The following is an 18478-nucleotide window of genomic DNA, read 5'->3' on the forward strand; positions in this document are numbered from 1 at the left end:
CCCAACTTCAAGGCATAATTCCAACTTGGGGGGATGCCATTTCTTGGGGTGATTTGCATAACTATGACAAATTATCTTTCAATGATTGGGATTAAAGTACCAACACGTTTTGTCCTATAACCCCTTAAAAGTATTTACCTTGTATCTGGCTTTTTATTATATCTACCTTAATCCGTTTGAACTACAGTAATAGCTTTTATCTTTTTATCAAGGGGAAGGCGATTATATAACCAAAAATTTTTATTATAGTTTTTTTCCCATTCACTCACAACTGAATAGTGCCTATGATGAAAATTACCTTCATCATCTACGTAAAGAAAAAGATCTTTTTGAGCCATAACACCAAAGCCCATAGCCTCCAAAATATAACCTTTATGCACACCATCATAAGTGTTTAAATACTCTCGTAGTTCCGCTTCACGAGATGTATCAACCCAGCCTAATTCAAATACTCTACTAACCAAAGCATCTTCAGCAGCCTTGTAAGCTTTATTTGCAGCTATAAGTCCCTTATCTGGAAAACCTTGAACATCCTCTTGATATCCAAAGGCTGTCACAACTATAAGTTTTCCCGTTCCATACTGATTCTCATAAGAAATAATCGGATCTGCTACTGTAATAATTTTCTCTACAAATGGATTCCATAAGACAGAATCAATATAATGCTCTTGTGTTTTATACTCTACAATATATTTACTTTCACCTACCGCATCAGTAGTCGATTTGATTTTAATGGTACCCTCGTCATGAGTAAGGATATTAGAATCTACGTAATATGCTGATACATAATAACCGCCTAATATAGGCTTCAATTGACTCTGTAAGTTATCTATCGTCTTACGTTGTTCTATATCACTAATATATTTAGCGCGCCCTAAATTCTTAACAGCTGATTCCCATGAATCATAAGGACCTGAAACTTTAACAATATCACGATTATATACAGCCAATCGCTCAAAGGCAGTTCTCTCTTCACCAGTCGGATCATGTAATGATATCGCATTTACAGATACGCCTATTGTGAAAGTTGTTAATACGGTTGTTAATAATAACGTTCTATACATAGTAGCCTCTCTCTTTTTACTGTAGATTACATTACTCTTATTATACATAAATAATATATTTACTAAAAGAAAAAGAGCTATATATTTATTCAATATCCGTCATAGAAAAGAATAAAAAATATAACTCTTTTTAAATTTGTATTTAATTTTTAACTTAATCTTCCTTATGTTCCATAGATTTAGGTAATGTCAAAATCAATAGACCTGCTAGGAACATACAAGCGCCCATTACATAGTAACCGTAAGTAAAGCTACCTGTGTGACCATTGATGAAACCAAGCATGTAAGGACCTACCCAGCCCCCCATGTTACCAGAGGAGTTAATAAGGCCCATCGCCCCTGCCGCAGCAGCACCAGATAAGAAGGTTGTTGGCATTGTCCACCATACACCCATGCCACCGTAAACGCCTACAGCAGTTAAGCAGATAAAGAATAAACTAATTTCTGGGGATGAACTATGTGGTGTTGCTAAGAAGCCAATAGTACCAATGAACAATGTAGTAGCAACATGCCAACGTTTTTCATTGCGCTTTTCAGAGGAATAACCACAATATACTTGTACAAGTAATGCAGCAGACATGGGAATCGCAATAGACCATGCTACTACGCTTGGCGGCCAACCAGATAAGCTTTTAAGAACTTGAGGCATCCAGAAGCTAAAGCCCCAGAAACCAATAACCCATAAGAAATAGATTAATGCTAAACGCAATACTTTTGGATCTTTCAAAGCTTGCCATGTAGTATATTTCTTTACAGCTTGCTTTTGTTGTTCTTCTTTTTCAAGTTCAGCCTTGATATAAGCTTTTTCTGTATCAGTTACCCAAGATGCATGGTCTGGACGTTCTTTCATCCAGAACGCAAAAATGAAAGCAAAGATAACAGCTGGAATAGCTTCAACGATGAAGAGTGTGCGCCACCCATGAAGACCAAAGAATGTTGTATCAAGTAAGATACCTGCCAATGGACCACCGATGATATTAGAGAACAATAAAGATGTTAACATCAAGGAGATTGCCTTTGCACGTTCCTTTGGCAAGAACCAATTTGGAATGAGTAACGAATAAATTACAGGATATAAAGAGGCTTCACATAGACCAAGAAGGAATCGATAAATATAAAACTCCAACTCTGTGGTCATCGTTGTCATAAGAATACATACTAGGCCCCAACTAAACATAATACGTGCTACCCAATGCATAGCATTACAGCGAGCAGCGATTAGGGATGCAGGGACTTCAAATAATACATAGCCTATAAAGAAGATACCGGCGCCCATACCAAATACCTCTGGTGTCAACCATGGTAAATTCTCCTTCATGGTCAAGCCAGCATAGGCAATATTTACACGGTCCAAAAAGGCAATAATAGAAACAATAAATAATGGCAAGACTACGTGAAGCATACGACGCTTCGTAAAGTCTTTAAAATCAATAACCCCACTTTGAGGCTCTGGTGTAGATGAGTTCATATAATTCCTTTCTACTACTTAAGATATTACATACCCTATTATCTTAAGTAAACAAAAGTCCTCTGTCAATGGAATTATATAGAATATAGAAATAACAAATAGGAATAGTAAAACCAAAATAATGACATATAAAATAGAAAAGGTATATTCGCTAGAAATGACTGTATAAAATAAAAAAGCACTTTATAGTATGAATATATCTCTATCACAAGAGAAGAAAATACTATAAAGTGCTTTCATATTAATTAGTCTTAACAGGATCATAATCAGCAGGCACTGGAGCAACGATACTCACAAAGACAATATCTTCCGTTCCAGTATTTTTTGCACCATGACATTCACCCTTTTTAGATACTATAACTTGCCCCTTTGTAAAAGGCACCTCTGTATTAGGCGTTGGATAAAATACACCCTTGCCTTGCAATATAACCCATATATCATCAGAGTGATGATGATAATGTTTTGGTAAGATTTGACCAGGTTTAATAACCCATACTGAACCACCTGTGGAATCAGTTTGATAAAATGGCGTCCTAACAGCTTTCTCCAAACTTTCAACTTTCACAAGTTCCATATCAAAAACACGTTGATCACTCATAATGCTCACACCTTTCATTGATTAACAACTACCGAGTTCCAGATGCGTATTCACCCATATTAATATCTAGAACCTCTCGAACGGGCTGGATTAAAGAATCCTCGTATTGAACCTTCCACTGAATATCCTGATTCATCTCGCCATTTTGTAACCCCGCAATGGTTTCCCCATCACCTATTACATTACCATGTTCGAAAATATAATTCAACACATTATAAGCATGAAATACTACATGATTAGGATCTACACCGTGAAAGTGATACTGTAAATCAGGTAAAAATAATGTACTCATACCCACAGAATCTACCATCATATCATTGGTACCTTGAATACTAAAATAACGCACATTTACAGCATAATACATGAAACGAGTCACCTCTTTATCAGGATGATTTTCAATCGATTCTCGACTTAAGAACTTACGAGATGGTCCAAATACAACGGCTTTACAAGAGGGATATAATTCTAGTAATGCATCTACATACTTTACAAGCATATCTGCACGTTCTTTGGCCGCTAAACCAGAGGCTAACATATCCGTAGCAAACACCCTGTATTGGCACTCTGCTAATAACTCATCCACATTTGGACAATCCCACACCTGACTACGTTCAAAATCATCTAGTACAGGTTTGTCGATTTTCTCACAATTCGTCACCATTAATGTCGGTGGAATATCGGCATCATTATCTTCATAATGAACCTTATAATTCTGCGGTGCAAAACCAGCAGATTCAACACCATAACTAAAGCAATCAACAGGACCTAAATGCTTTGTAAACACCTCTACCATTGTGTCGCGGTCAGGCATATCACACTGCTCTGGCATTAATAACTCAACGAAAAACAAGCCTCCAGGGCGAACGGAATCATCTGTTAAATCTTGTTTAAATACTTGGCTCATATTCTCTCTCCTAAATTTTAACTATTTTCTGCTGAGTGTATTAGTTTATACCATTTTACAATACCCTCAGGGATTAAAAACCTATTTTCTTCTATTTTTTCTTTTGTCCAACTATAAAGTTCATCAGATGAAATAATATGTATATTATCTATATGAGCATCCACTACAACCTTGTCCTCAGATGAAAATAAATATACTTCTTTATTCGGATTGTCTTTAATCAGCTCTATATAATCATTCGGGTTTAATTCTTTATCCCCTTTTTTCACTTGAGGATATGCCAATTTACCATTAAGGGGGTTAACTAACACACATTCATATAACTCAGTAGCTATCTTATTTGTAGATGGAATTGCGATATAATTTTCCTTATCATATAAATATAAACAAACCAAATCCTCACAATCTGCTGGAGATAGACAATCATAAAATAATTGTTTTAAAGATCTACTTGATTTAACATTTATATCTAAAGACTTTCCATTATAAACGAAAGACGCATACTCATACATATAAGCTTTTCTTACACGTTGAAGAGTTCTACCACGAATAAATGCTGTGGCAATAACACCTGGAACTTGACTCTCATCACCAATTGGTTTCCACACGACATCTTCTAATTGATTTGCTACATCATGTTCTAGTGCGTCAATACTAGGATTATATTTATACCTTACATTATTTCCAACATAACCTAAGTAATATATACCATTATCACGCATCCAAACATAGTCCCCTAGCTTTACTCGTTTTAAAGTCTCTACGGCAACTATCTTCTGGCCAGCTTTAATATTGAATAAATTATATTCTTCAAGTACTTTATAATAAATATCGTCGGATTTAATACTTGCTCTGATAGATTGAATTTTATCAAAAGCTTCTGCATTATACTTTTTGATTTGATCATCATTGATACTCCACCCAACAGCTGCAATAGATTTTTCTCTACAATAAGAAGATATTTTTTTACCATCGTTACTATCTGTTCTTGTTTGTAATCTCCATACAGTCCCCATATTACACTCCTTTAAATTTTACATAATACACATCTTTTACCTTATAGTATATCGGATGTTTATAAGTACTACAATTACGTAACCAACGTTTTATTAATAATAAAAAATCTACATTTTTACAGCAGGTTAGAGTTATCTCTATATGCTGTGGCATCACATTTATATGATCTAAATGTAATGACTCATATTCAAGTTCAAACTGCTTAGTATTCTCCAAGGTTTGTAGAAATTGCGCATATAAATAATCAATACTTTCAAAACGATTACCAAGTTTGCACCCCCCCATATCAAATAGGTTGCGATAAGAAATATCTCTAGGTAATACATACATCCAGTCTAAAGCACAAGCTGATACACCAAAAACTCTATTTTCAGGATTAGGTCCATCTAAATCATCCTGTAACCAAGCAGATATAATTTGGTACATATTTAGTATTTCAGATTCGTCTCTTTCACTATAAAACTCACCTAACCCCTCCAGGTCGATTTCTAAATTAGCAATACAACGGTACATAGAAACTACCTCCTATATAACTCCAATTTTCTTATACTAAAAGTATAACTATAACTATGTACCATATTTGCCACATTGAATTCTGCTTTTATCTATGAATTTAATATTAAAACAATGCATAGATACAAAAAGACCCGCTCCATAAGTCCGAGAACTATGGAGAGGGTCTTTATAGTATCTAATCAGCAATGGAGATGAGACGACGAGGAACCAAAAAGAGTTCTACCGGAATCTAATCCCTATTCAATTATAGAGGTTTGCGAACCACGTCGATAATAGAGCCATCGCGGTATTCTACGATTGCCACGATATCTTCGTCTTTGTCAGATACAGGGATATCTTGTGGTTTACCTACTAAGTCGAATGCTAATTGTTGTAATTCTTCAATTGTGTAGATAGGCAAGTTGCTATCTTTGAAGCGTTCAATCAAATCAGTACGAGCTGGGTTGATTGCAATACCGTATTCAGTAACAAGTACATCAACGGAGGAGCCTGGTGTAATTACAGTTGCAACTTTGTCACGGATCATTGGCAAACGACCACGGATCAATGGACAAGTAATAACTGTACATTTAGCACCTGCTGCTGTATCGGAGTGACCGCCAGAAGCGCCCATCAATACACCGTTAGAGTCAGTCATTACGTTTACGTTGAAATCAAGGTCGATTTCAGTAGCACCAAGGAATACTACGTCTAGGTAGTTTGTAGTGCAGTCAGTCCATGGGTTAGCATACATGGAAGCAGACATTTCGATGTGTGCAGGGTTTTTATCTAAAGAAGCTGCTGCAGTTGTATCGAATGTTTGAGTATCGTAAATGGCACGGATCAAACCTTCTTCAAGCATACCAGTCAAGATACCAGTAGCACCACCGATAGCGAAGCCACCTACTTCACCGCGTTTGCGAAGTTTTTCAGCGATGAATTTCGCTACAGTCAATGGAGCACCACCAGCGCCCAATTGGAATACGAAACCATCTTTAATAATGCCAGCTTGGTCAAGGAATTCACCAGCTAATTCAGCAATTTTAATTTGGATAGGGTTTTTAGTGAAACCTACCGCACCAGAAGCGATACCTTCTGGATCACCAATGCTTTCAACCTCAACAACATAATCTACGTCAGTTTGAGGGATTGCATAGTTGTGTACATAGTCAACCAAGTTATCTGTGATAATAACAGTTGTATCTGCATAGTGGGAGTCAACTTTAGCATAGCCAAGCGCACCACATGCGGATTTACCCATACGACCAGTAGCATTACCACGTGGGTCAGCTGTAGGAGCAGCCATGAAAGCTACGTCGATATGAACTTCGCCAGATTCGATAGCACGAGCACGGCCACCGTGGGAACGAATCACTACAGGGCGTTTCAATACGCCTGGGTTTTGAGTCAAGAATTTACCAAGACGATCGCGCAAGCCAGATGTTTCAATAGCTGTTACAGTACCATCTTGAATCATTTCTACCAAGAATTCATGGCATGGAGACAAGGAAGAAGACGCAATTGTAATGTCTTTAATTCCTTTCGCTTGAACGCGTTCCATAACCATTTTCATTACATAGTCACCATTGCGCAAGTGATGATGGAAGGACAATGTCATACCATCTTTTACGCCAGCTTTTTCGATTGCTTCATCAATAGAAGCAAGTACTTTATTAGTACCAACACGACTCATGTGTACAGGTTTACCTGCGCGATGAGCTTTAGGTTCAATAGCGAATTCACCTTGATATACTTCGCGACCTTCTAGTGCTGGGATATTTGTTGGGATATCGCGACCTACTTTATTTAACATCGTATTCTGCTCCTTCCTCTAATTCAACTTTAATGCCTGCTGCACGTGCTTTATCAACTACGCGTTGTGCACGTACTACGATAGGACCATCGATCATTTTGCCATCTACGGAGATTACGCCTTTATTGTTGCGCAATGCATCTGCGTAGCTGTTCAATACCTTAACGGAGTGAGCGATTTCTTTTTCGTCAGGAGTGAATACTTCGTGGATAATTTTGATTTGGCTTGGGTGGATACAAGATTTGCCATCGTAACCCAAAGCTTTAATGAATTCAACTTCTTCGCGGAAGCCTTGTGGGTCTTTCACGTCGGAGAATACAGTATCAATTACGCGGATACCTGCTTCACGTGCTGCGTGAAGGATTGTTTGACGAGCGAACAATAATTCAACAGCTGGTTTATGCTTACCTGTACGAAGGTCAGCACGGTAGTCTTCAGCGCCAAGAGCGATAGCAACTACGCGAGGGCCGTGACAGATTTCGCGAACATTATACAAGCCACGAACTGATTCGATAGCTACGATAATATTGATAGTACCTTCTGGCCAGCCATTAGCTTTTTCTACTTCTTCAATTTTCTTCGCTACGATTTCAACTTCAGACACATCTTCAGTTTTAGGTAAACGAATCATATCAGGTTTAGCTGGAACGATTACATCAAGATCGTCATAACCATAAGGAGTTTGTGTAGGATGGTTGATACGAACAACTGTTTCTGCACGGAATTTACGAGATTTCAATGCTTCTGCAGTTAAAAGACGAGCTGTATCCTTTTCTGTAATAGGCACGGAATCTTCGATATCGATCATGATGGAGTCAGCGCCGTGAATGTCAGCACTGTTAATCATTTTAGGTGTATTACCAGGTACGAACATCATGGAACGAGACAAGCGTTTTTTAGCAGCCTCTGTTAATGGATTTGTTTTAACTTCTGGGAATGTTTTATCGTTAGCCATTATGCTTTGCTCCCCCTTTCCAATGCGCCTAATACGCGAGCTTTAATTGTGTAATCCCAAGCATTTTTATCTTGTACAATTACTTTTACGCCATCAAAACCAGCTTCTTTCACTGTGTTCAAGATAACGGATTTAATTTGGTCGCCGTATTGACGGATAACTTTGGATGTTAATTCGATTTCGATACCGCTAGCAATCGGTTCAACCGTTACTAATGCATCATTTTTTTCGTCGAAGCCAGCTTGTGCAGCTTTTACTAATTGTGCCATGTTGCATCCTTTCACTAAAAATATATCAAATGGCAAAGACCAGACGTGTCGCGAATGTCTGGTCCGTGCCGCTAAAACAATGTTGATTATAAAATTATATGGTGATTAAATCATACCGATGAAAGTCCACCAAGGAATACCTACTACAAAGAGTAGAATCCAACTCAATACTGCTAAGATTGCACCAGCAGTCCACCAATCTTTCAAGTTATTGTAACCTGCAGAGTAGATGATTGGACCAGGGGATGCACCGTAGTGAGTTACGAGACCGCCAAACGCATTTGTTGCAAGCAATACTAAACCAAACATAACAGGGTTAACACCAGCTGCCATACCTACAGTTAAGAATACTGGAAGCATAGATGCAATGTATGCAGTACTGGAAGCAAATAAGTAACGAATGACTACGCTAATAGCAGAAAGAATTAAAACAACTACGAGTGGAGATACATCGAGTGCCAAGTTTGCTTGCATAAATGCTGCAAGCCAAGCAAAGAATTTAGCTTTTGTTAAAGCAGTGGATAAACCAAGGATAGCACCGAACCAGATGAATGTGTTCCAAACAGCTTTAGTTTGAACCATGTCATCCCAAGTGATGATACCAGAAAAGAACACAATAGTCATAGCAACTAATGCTACTGCTGTAGGACTCAAATCAAAAGCAATAGCTGGGAAAAAATATCCAATAGAAGGCCATGCCCAACCAAGAAGAGCAAGAATGAATACAACAGCCAAGATTTTTTCAGATGTTTTCATAGGTCCTAATTTAGCAAGGCCATCAGCAGCTAATTTCTTATTGTCAATTTTTACTGCTTCAGGACGGTCGATCCAATAACCTACAAGTGGTACGAAGATCAACATTACAAGACCAGGAAGAGCTAAGGCCACAGCCCATTCAACCCAGTTCATGTTAAGACCAGTGATTTTAGTAACAAAGTCCAAAGCCAACACGTTTGGAGCCATAGCTGTTAAGAACATGAAGGATGTAATTTTTGTTACGAAATAACCATTCATCAAGATGAAGGAACCACCGCGTTTGGCAGTATCGCCAGGATAAGAACCGATGGATTCAGCGATGGATAAGTTAATTGGATATACGATACCAGCCGCACGTGCTGTGTTAGAAGGTGTAGCTGGAGATAATACTAAATCAAGAAGTGCTGTTACATAACCAAGACGCAATACAGTAGAACCGAATGCATTAATCAAATGGTATGCAACGCGGTGACCAAGACCAGTTTTACCAAAGGCAACGCTCAAGGAGAACGCAGCGATGATCATCCACAATGCAGTGGAGCCATAACCTACCAAGATATCTTTTGCATTGTCTAAGAATAATGCAGATGCAGATAATACAGCTAATAAAATAATTTGAATTGGGTATGGTTTTAAAATCAAACCTACGATACCTGCAATGTAGAAGCCTAGAAGGCGCCACGCCGTATCAGTGAGCCCATCTGGTGGAGTTGTAAACCAGAGGACAACAGGGATTAGCACAATAAGTGCTAGTTTTAAGAATTTTTCCATGTTTCTTCCTTTCTTAAAAACATAGGCATGTAATCATCCTAACACTACCCCAGAAATTCGTGATACGCGACTATCAACTATTGAACTCTAGGAGTTTTTGTCTACACTCATTATATATGCTCAAAAGAATTATGAATAATAGATTACCTTTATAGGGGTTATAAAAACTTTTATATCTACTATTCATACTTTTTATGCATTTTAAGCATAGAATTGCAGCCCAAAATGAAAAAAATGCATGTATACGTCCCCAAAGGGGGTATACATGCACTTACATGGTTACTGCCTTGCTCTTTCGAGACACCTTTATTATGACTGATTATATCGAAAAAGTCTAATACTGAAATAGCATGGATAGACAGTTATAAAGCCTTATATAGACTCAATTTGTATAATCTATCCTTTATATTCTCTAAAAATACTATTATCTACAACAGTATGTTTTTTATAGTAATCGCGAACATATTCAATGAATGTTTTAACTACAACAAGATTTTCCGTATCCTTTGTATATACCATATTTGTATCGCGAGTGATATAGGTACCATCTTTGCTACGCAATGGACTTACATATATATCTCTATCCTTACAAGATCCAAGGCCCATATAGGTCAAAATAGACCATCCAAGGCCGGCGCGTACAAAGTGACGGCACGTACTCATAGAATTTACATCCATCGCAACACTCGGTGGTTCTTCAAAATGTTCTGCACACCATGTTTCGATGATATTGGCTACGGATGCATCCGTCTGATACTTAATAAATGGTACCTTCTCAAGGGATTCAGGTGGTACTAATTCTTTGTAAACCAAGCAGTATGGTTCCTCTAATAGTAGCTCAGACTTACCAGACACATCATAACCGCCACGAGCAAAGGCAACCATACAGTCACCAGTATTAAACATTTTTACCACTTGATGGCTGAAAGCCGTCTTAACTTGTATATGCACATCCGGATACAGTTCGCGGAAAGATCGTAACAAGGCGGGCAATTCATAGTCTGCAAAGTTGATAGATGACGCAATTTTCAAGGTCCCTTGAATCTTACCAGAAGCGGAGTTCATAGCATTTTCTAAAGCCTCTTGATCTTGCATCATTCTTTTACAGTAATCATAGAAAATCTCGCCTTGCGCCGTAAGGGCAATCCCTTCAGCAGTACGCAACAACAGAGAATGGCCCAAGGCTTTTTCCATATGGCGCAACCGATAGCTAAGTGCTGGTTGAGATAAAAATAATTTTTCTGCCGCCCTTGTAATATTGCCTTCATCGACAACGGTGACAAAGGTTTGCCATTCTCTATCGTCCATAGTATCTCCTTTTATCGCTTATTACCAAAGATGCGCAATAAGGATAAGAATAAGTTAATGAAATCTAAATATAGGCTCAAAGCACCTGTGATTTCAATGCGGTCTAGAATTGTTTCATCCTCCATAAGAGCTACTTGTGTCACATTATTTTTAATACGGTTCACATCGATAGCCGTAAAGATGGAGAATACTACAACCCCTACATAGCCTAAAACTAGACTAACAGTATCGCTAAAGCCACTGAGTACAGCCCAGTTAAAGTAGCGAGCTGCCATCATCACAAAGGATACAATGATCATACCGAGCAAAGCAGCCATTACATACGGTGTAAGGGATGATAAATTGCGTTTTGTAGTAGCCCCTACCACTGCAAAGCCAATGAAGAAGGCAAGCGTACCGATTAACGCAGGAATAACTACTTCAAACACATTATATCGCAAGGATATAAGTGTCAATGTAAGACCATTCAATGCACTGTAGAGAAAGAACATGCCTTTTAAAGTCATAACATTGGCCGTATACGCACGAGCACTAAATAGGAATACTACGCCTAGTTCAACTAATAGAATAATATTAAAGTTTTCGTATGCAAAGCGTAGCCAGTTTGGATTTGCCAACGCAGCCACTCCAACACCGATAGTCGTAAGTAAACCTACAACCATCCACAAGAAGGATCCCTTCAAACGTTGGGATACAATACTTTCAACCTGAGCAACTTGAGAATTACTAGGTCCTGTTACATTATATGGATTCATACTATCCCTCCTTATATTTAATTATCTTTTACTAAAACTATCGAGCATTAGCAATGCCAGCAAATACCTTGCCACGTTCACCGTCGATTGTTACCTCTTGACCTTCAAGAAGTACGTCATGAGCGTTTTTAGCACCTAAAATTACAGGAATACCATAGGTAATGCCAGCAATAGCACTGTCAGATGTATAACCGTCTTCAACAGCGATAATGCCACCTGCACGTTTAGCAATAGCCATCAATTCAGGCTCCATTGTACCCACCACAAGGATATCGCCGTCTTTGAAGCTTTCATAATTGCCCTTATGATTAGCAGCAATGAATACAGTGCCTGTAACGGATTTACGCAAAATACCATTACCAGATAAGAGTACTTGGCCTGCAATATGAACGCGAATCATATTTGTAGTACCTGTCGCACCAGATGGTACGCCAGCCGTTACCACAACTAAGTCACCAGACTCAATGGCACCTGTGCCAAGAGCACCTGTAATCGCTTGTTTAACCATTTCATCAGAGTTAACGATTTCATGTCCTTTAATAGCCTCTACGCCCCAGCATAATTGCATGCGGCGAATTGTTTCTTCATGCGGTGTTACAGCAATAATTTTGCAAGCCGGACGATGCCGAGCAGTGCTAATTGCAGTATGACCAGATTCAGTACATGTCAAAATAGCAGCTGCCCCAAGGTTTTGAGCGATGCGCACGCTTGCTAAACATACAGCACTGGTAGTCGTCATATCCACATCTTGACGAGCACGACTTTTACTATCGTAAATAGCAGCTTGTTCTGTTACCTCAGCAATGCGAGTCATAGTCGTAACCGCCTCTACTGGGTAAGCACCATTTGCAGTTTCACCAGACAACATGATCGCATCCGTACCATCTAAGATGGCATTGGCTACGTCACTTGCTTCCGCCCGTGTAGGGCGTGGATTTTGAATCATGGACTCTAGCATTTGGGTTGCCGTAATAACTGGTTTACCCAAGTCATTACATTTTTCGATCATCATTTTTTGAAGTACTGGTACCTCTTCGGCAGGGATTTCTACACCGAGGTCACCGCGAGCAACCATGAGGCCGTCTGCTACGTCCAAAATTTCATCGATATTTTTAACGCCTTCAGCATTTTCAATTTTCGCGATAATCTTGATATCTTTTTTCTCAGACTCAAGGATGCGGCGGATGGCTACAATGTCTTTACCGCGTTGCATGAAGGATGCGGCTACAAAGTCCACACCTTGTTGACAGCCAAAGCGTAAGTCCGCTTCATCCTGTTCAGATACAGGTGGCAAGCTAAGTGCTACGCCTGGTACAGCTACGCGTTTACGGTTACCGATTTCACCACTGTTTTGAACGGTAGTAATGATGTTATTCCCTTCGATGGCATCGATGTTAAGTGTTACAAGACCATCAGCCAAGAGGATTTTATCTCCAACGGACACGTCTCCTACAAGACCTTTGTGGTTCACGGAGCTAAGCTCTTTTGTGCCTTCCACATCATCTGTAGTCAACGTAAATTGTTGACCTGCTTCAAGGAATACTTTGCCCTCTTTAAATAGACCAAGGCGTACCTCTGGGCCTTTTGTATCGAGCAATAAGGCGATTGGTTTATTTACAATCATCGCCGCATCACGCACCATTTGCATGCGTTCTGCTTGCTCCTCATGAGATCCGTGAGAGAAATTGAAACGAGCCACGTTCATGCCAGCTCGCATCATATCTTCTAAGATACCAAATTTATCCGTTCCCGGACCTACAGTACATACGATTTTTGTACGTTTCATTGTTCCTCCTATGAAAACCATCCCATTTGGATGTTCATATATTATATCAATGTTGGTAAAAGCTATCTGTGCCCTACGCAACATGTGTTATTAAGTAGTGAATATATTTATTATTACCTTAACTTCTATTGAGGTTCTTATGCATATATTATTGTACCTCTACGGAGCCATCGCCTAGAATAGCTTCAATAGCCTTGATGGATTCATCACTAGGGTCAAAGCACATATTCGGTGGCAAGTTAATACGCTTCCGTTGACGGTGCAAATATAGTGATGTTGGCACAGAGCCTGCGGTGTTTGTTAACAGCCGTTTTAAGGCTTCACTATTTTCTGGCGTGTCATATTGACTATAAATATGAATAGCCACATGCTTAGCCTGACTATAGTTTACCTTTAACGGCATAATGCGGTCTGCAATAATTTGCACACCCTTTTCATCCGCATCAACGCGGCCTTTTACCTTTACGATCATATCGACCGCAAGGAACTGTTGACTTTGACTAAAGACCTTAGGGAACGCCACCACATTGGCTGCACCAGAATAATCTTCGATACGAAGAATAGACATAACCTCGTTCCGCCTTGTCATGCGATCCGATTTATTTTCAATCAACCCGCCAAAGGTTATGGTTTGACCATCGTATTGCTCTGGATTTTCTACGAGAGCCCCCAGTTCAAAGAGGCCCTCTAATTCCTTAGCATAGCCTTGCAATGGATGGCCTGTAATGTAAAAACCTGTATATTCCTTTTCATCCTTTAATTTATCGTCTTCCGATAAATCCTCCACATTCGGTACAGGGATGAAATCAACGGACTCCTCTATATCGCCAAAGAGACTCATGGTGCCCATAGCGGCATCCTTTTGCTCTTTAGCACCTACAGCTTGAGCGCTTTCATACATGTGCAATAATTGATTTCTGTTTTCCTTGAACCCATCCATGGCACCGCATCGAATGAGACTTTCAAGAAGTCGTTTATTAACAACCTTGTTGTCCACGCGTTTACAGAAATCTACGATATCTGTATAGAGGCCGTGCTCATTGCGCTCGCGAATTAAGCGATCGATGGCATTATCCCCTACGTTCTTGATGCCTCCAAGGCCGAAGCGAATGGCATCACCTTGCACGGCGAAGCTGCGTTCAGAGTAGTTAATATCTGGACCGAGTACCTTAACATTATGCTTCTTGCAGGCATTGATGTAGTACGTCAATTTCTGCATGTTTTGCATGAAGCTAGTCATGGTAGCGGCCATGAATTCAGGGAAATAGTGGGCTTTCAAGTACGCCGTTTGGTACGCAATATACGCATAAGCCGCACTATGTGATTTATTAAAGCCATAGCCTGCGAAGTATACGAGCAAGTCAAATACTTCATTCGCGATGGACTCTTCTATACCATTATTTATGGAACCTTGAATAAAAGACTCGCGCTGCGCCTTTAGAACAGATTCCTTTTTCTTACCCATGGCGCGGCGCATCAAGTCCGCTTGACCAAGGGAGAATCCGCCCATGGCAGACGCAATCTGCATAACCTGTTCTTGATACAAGATTACCCCAAAGGTATCTTTTAAAATCGGTTCCAAGATAGGATGTAAATAGGTAACCTCTTTTTTACCGTGACGGCGGTCGATAAAGTCCGCTACCATGCCAGAGCCCAACGGGCCTGGACGATACAAGGCTACCAATGGAATTAAGTCCTCAAAATGTTCAGGCTTAAGATCCATAACGAGCTTGGTGATACCTTCCGATTCGAGCTGGAACACACCAGAGGTGTCGCCTTTTGTGAGGATATCACAAGCCGCTTTATCATCGAGTGGTATTGCATCTAAATCGAGGTCGATACCACGGTTCGCCTTGATGAGCTTTAAGGCATCCCCCATAACCGTCAAGGTACGGAGGCCCAAGAAGTCCATCTTTAAAAGGCCTAATTCCTCGATGTTATCCTTGTCGTACTGTGTTACAAAGCCTTCATCGTTAGCATTTTGTACTGGTACATGGTCATCTAGAGGATCCGCGGAAATTACGACGCCCGCCGCATGAGTGGACGAATTGCGCGCGATCCCTTCTAGCTTTTTACCAAAATCAAATAACTCTTTAACATTTGGATCAGCTTCGTACAAAGCCTTTAATTCTTTGCCTTGCAGAGCCTTATCTAAGGTAATTCCCAGTTCATTGGGAATCATCTTCGCAATGCGGTTTACTTCCACCAGTGGTAAGTCTAGCACGCGACCTACGTCACGAATTACGGCACGCGCTGCCTCAGTACCAAAGGTAATAATCTGAGATACACGCTCCTGTCCGTATTTCCGCGTCACATATTCGATAGCTTGACCACGTTTTTCATAACAGAAGTCAATATCGATATCGGGCATGCTTACCCGCTCTGGATTTAAGAACCGTTCAAAGAGCAAATCGTATTTTAATGGATCAAGGCCTGTAATGCCAAGTAGATAGGCAACTACAGAACCGGCCGCAGAACCACGACCAGGACCTACTAAGATGTCGTGCTCACGGGCATAGCGTACATAGTCCCATACGATAAGGAAGTAATCCTCAAAGCCCATGGTGCCAATAACATCTAGCTCGTAGTCGAGACGTTTTTGTAACTCTTCAAAGATCTCACCATAAAGACGTGGAATTTCTCGTTCACAAACCTTACGCAAATAAGTCTTAGACGTTTCCCCTTCTGGCACATCAAAGTGCGGCAAGTGATGTTCGTCGAAATTAAACTCTACATTACAACGATCTGCAATTTTTAAGGTATTTTCCATAGCTCCAGGAATATGTGAGAACAACTGCGCCATCTCATCCCCAGATTTTAGATAGAACTCATCATTAGGGAATTTTAAGCGGTCTACCTCAGCACGGCGACGGCCTGTAGAAATACATACCTTAATATCTTGCGCGTCCGCATCCTCCTTTAAAACATAGTGGAAGTCATTAGATGCGACGATGCCAAGACCATATTCCTTGCTGAGCTTAATGAGCTCCTCTTGAGCCTTTGCCTCCTCTGGTAAGCCATGATTTTGGATTTCTAAGAAGAAATTATCCTTTCCGTACGTCTCGATATACCATTCAATGGAACGCTTGGCGCCTTCCATATTATCTTGCAAGATATACTGAGGAATCTCCCCTTGAATACAAGCACTGAGGGCAATTATGCCTTTGCTGTATTGACGCAATAAATCGCGGTCTGCACGAGGACGATACAACATCCCCTCCGTCGATGCTTTCGACACAATTTTTACAAGATTACGATACCCTTCCATAGTCTCAGCCAACAAGATGAGATGCTTTAATCGTTCACGGCTACGACCTTCCGGCTTATCAAGACGGCTACCTTCTGTGACATATACTTCACAACCGATGATAGGCTTAACACCTTGGGCTATACACTCTTTATAGAAATAAATGGCAGCGTACATATTGCCATGGTCCGTAATGGCAAGGGCTGGCTGATTTAACTCCTTCGCACGACGTACCATGTCAGGCAAACGACTGATGCCGTCTAGCAAACTAAACTCTGTATGACTATGTAAATGTACAAATGGCTGCATGGTACACCTCCTTTAAGGGCGATGAGCAAAATACACGTTCAATGACTTCTTACGAACCTTCCAGTCTGGTAAAAACTGTGCCACTAGATTGTGAAAGTTCTTGGAATGGTCTAAATATTTAAAATGAGCAAACTCATGAACCATAACGTACTCAATATACGCCTGTGGCCCCTCTAATAGTCGGGTATTCATCTTGATGAGCTGCTTTGCTGGCGTACAAGAACCCCAACGGCTCTTCATACGCTGCTGTTTTATGGTTGGCATAGGTACATCAATACCTTGCTTGTGAAAGCGTTGATACACGACCTTCGCCCAATGGACAAAGACCTTCTCCCCTAAATTACGCCAATAACTTTGCATTAATTTATGCTTCGCTTCAAAGGTCGTACCACGAGGTACCACCATAGTAAGAATGGCTTTTCCGTCAAAGCCAATATGAGGCTTTCCGTCCTGCTCAACTAGGCGCAACGTAACGGGAATTCCCAGGATTGATAAGCTTTCACCATTCACATACTGCAACGCCTCAACACGCTTGGCATTCAATGCATCAATCTTGTAACGAGCTCGCTCAATGAAGGGCATATTCTCGATGACAAACTTGTCCACCCTATAATCCGGCACATAGGCATTCGCCGACACATGGATCACACCATCCTTTGTAATGCGCATGTTCATGTTCTTCACACGCTTGATGGTTAACTCATATTCAATTCTGTCGCCATTATAGGTAATAGACCTAGTTGTTGAAGTATTCATACCTTTTATTTTATCATAAAACACTCATAAAATCGTAAAATTCTGGTGATTTTAATAGGAATTATTCGATATAGGTAAAATGATAAATCATAACCACCCGTAGAACGGGTGGTTTGCTCTGACCCTATAAGGGTCTTTCTCTAGTGGTGGCCCTCTAAAGAGGGCATTGAATGATCTGACAACCACTCTATTACCACTGGCTGCCCC

At 40.1% G+C, this 18478-nt stretch carries 15 protein-coding genes; all 15 read right to left on the reverse strand.

Features of this window, described 5'->3' with window-relative positions; all coding sequences use genetic code 11:
• Positions 1-167: 167 nt before the first annotated feature.
• The gene (locus MOQ65_RS09320; protein WP_257847369.1) at positions 168-1064 is read right to left on the reverse strand and encodes a hypothetical protein; all 897 of its coding nucleotides are present in this window, start codon (positions 1062-1064) and stop codon (positions 168-170) included.
• A gap of 154 nt (positions 1065-1218) precedes the next feature.
• Positions 1219-2532 carry an MFS transporter gene (locus MOQ65_RS09325; RefSeq protein WP_257847370.1) on the reverse strand — a complete coding sequence of 438 codons (1314 nt, stop codon included), beginning with the start codon at positions 2530-2532 and terminating at the stop codon, positions 1219-1221.
• Positions 2533-2773: 241 nt separating this feature from the next.
• Positions 2774-3130: a cupin domain-containing protein gene (locus MOQ65_RS09330; protein WP_257847371.1), complete on the reverse strand. Its 357-nt coding sequence runs from the start codon at positions 3128-3130 to the stop codon at positions 2774-2776.
• 28 nt (positions 3131-3158) lie between these two features.
• Entirely contained in the window at positions 3159-4034 is an 876-nt protein-coding gene (locus MOQ65_RS09335; protein WP_257847372.1) for a DUF4261 domain-containing protein, read from the reverse strand.
• Between the two features lie 17 nt (positions 4035-4051).
• A complete protein-coding gene (locus MOQ65_RS09340) occupies positions 4052-5050 on the reverse strand; it encodes a hypothetical protein (protein ID WP_257847373.1) in 999 nt (332 codons plus the stop codon).
• A gap of 1 nt (position 5051) precedes the next feature.
• Positions 5052-5564 (reverse strand): hypothetical protein, encoded by a 513-nt coding sequence (locus MOQ65_RS09345; protein ID WP_257847374.1) that lies wholly within the window; start codon positions 5562-5564, stop codon positions 5052-5054.
• 247 nt (positions 5565-5811) lie between these two features.
• Positions 5812-7359 (reverse strand): citrate lyase subunit alpha, encoded by a 1548-nt coding sequence (gene citF / locus MOQ65_RS09350; protein WP_257847375.1) that lies wholly within the window; start codon positions 7357-7359, stop codon positions 5812-5814.
• Positions 7349-8314: an HpcH/HpaI aldolase/citrate lyase family protein gene (locus MOQ65_RS09355; protein WP_004695279.1), complete on the reverse strand. Its 966-nt coding sequence runs from the start codon at positions 8312-8314 to the stop codon at positions 7349-7351. Before MOQ65_RS09355 ends, citF begins: the two co-directional genes overlap by 11 nt.
• Positions 8314-8583 (reverse strand): citrate lyase acyl carrier protein, encoded by a 270-nt coding sequence (citD, locus tag MOQ65_RS09360; RefSeq protein ID WP_005385629.1) that lies wholly within the window; start codon positions 8581-8583, stop codon positions 8314-8316. Before citD ends, MOQ65_RS09355 begins: the two co-directional genes overlap by 1 nt.
• Positions 8584-8688: 105 nt before the next feature.
• Positions 8689-10110 carry a DASS family sodium-coupled anion symporter gene (locus tag MOQ65_RS09365; RefSeq protein WP_257847376.1) on the reverse strand — a complete coding sequence of 474 codons (1422 nt, stop codon included), beginning with the start codon at positions 10108-10110 and terminating at the stop codon, positions 8689-8691.
• 396 nt (positions 10111-10506) lie between these two features.
• On the reverse strand, positions 10507-11418 hold the full coding sequence (locus MOQ65_RS09370; protein WP_257847377.1) for a LysR family transcriptional regulator: 912 nt from the start codon (positions 11416-11418) through the stop codon (positions 10507-10509).
• A gap of 11 nt (positions 11419-11429) precedes the next feature.
• Positions 11430-12173, reverse strand: a complete 744-nt coding sequence (locus tag MOQ65_RS09375; protein WP_257847378.1) for a Bax inhibitor-1/YccA family protein — start codon at positions 12171-12173, stop codon at positions 11430-11432.
• A gap of 37 nt (positions 12174-12210) precedes the next feature.
• The gene (gene pyk / locus MOQ65_RS09380; RefSeq protein ID WP_257847379.1) at positions 12211-13959 is read right to left on the reverse strand and encodes a pyruvate kinase; all 1749 of its coding nucleotides are present in this window, start codon (positions 13957-13959) and stop codon (positions 12211-12213) included.
• Between the two features lie 148 nt (positions 13960-14107).
• A complete protein-coding gene (locus tag MOQ65_RS09385; RefSeq protein WP_257847380.1) occupies positions 14108-17515 on the reverse strand; it encodes a DNA polymerase III subunit alpha in 3408 nt (1135 codons plus the stop codon).
• Between the two features lie 12 nt (positions 17516-17527).
• The gene (locus MOQ65_RS09390; protein ID WP_308221114.1) at positions 17528-18295 is read right to left on the reverse strand and encodes a M48 family metallopeptidase; all 768 of its coding nucleotides are present in this window, start codon (positions 18293-18295) and stop codon (positions 17528-17530) included.
• Positions 18296-18478 lie beyond the last annotated feature (183 nt).

It is taken from the genome of Veillonella faecalis, from assembly GCF_024677885.1.
GTDB classification, from domain to species: domain Bacteria; phylum Bacillota; class Negativicutes; order Veillonellales; family Veillonellaceae; genus Veillonella; species Veillonella nakazawae.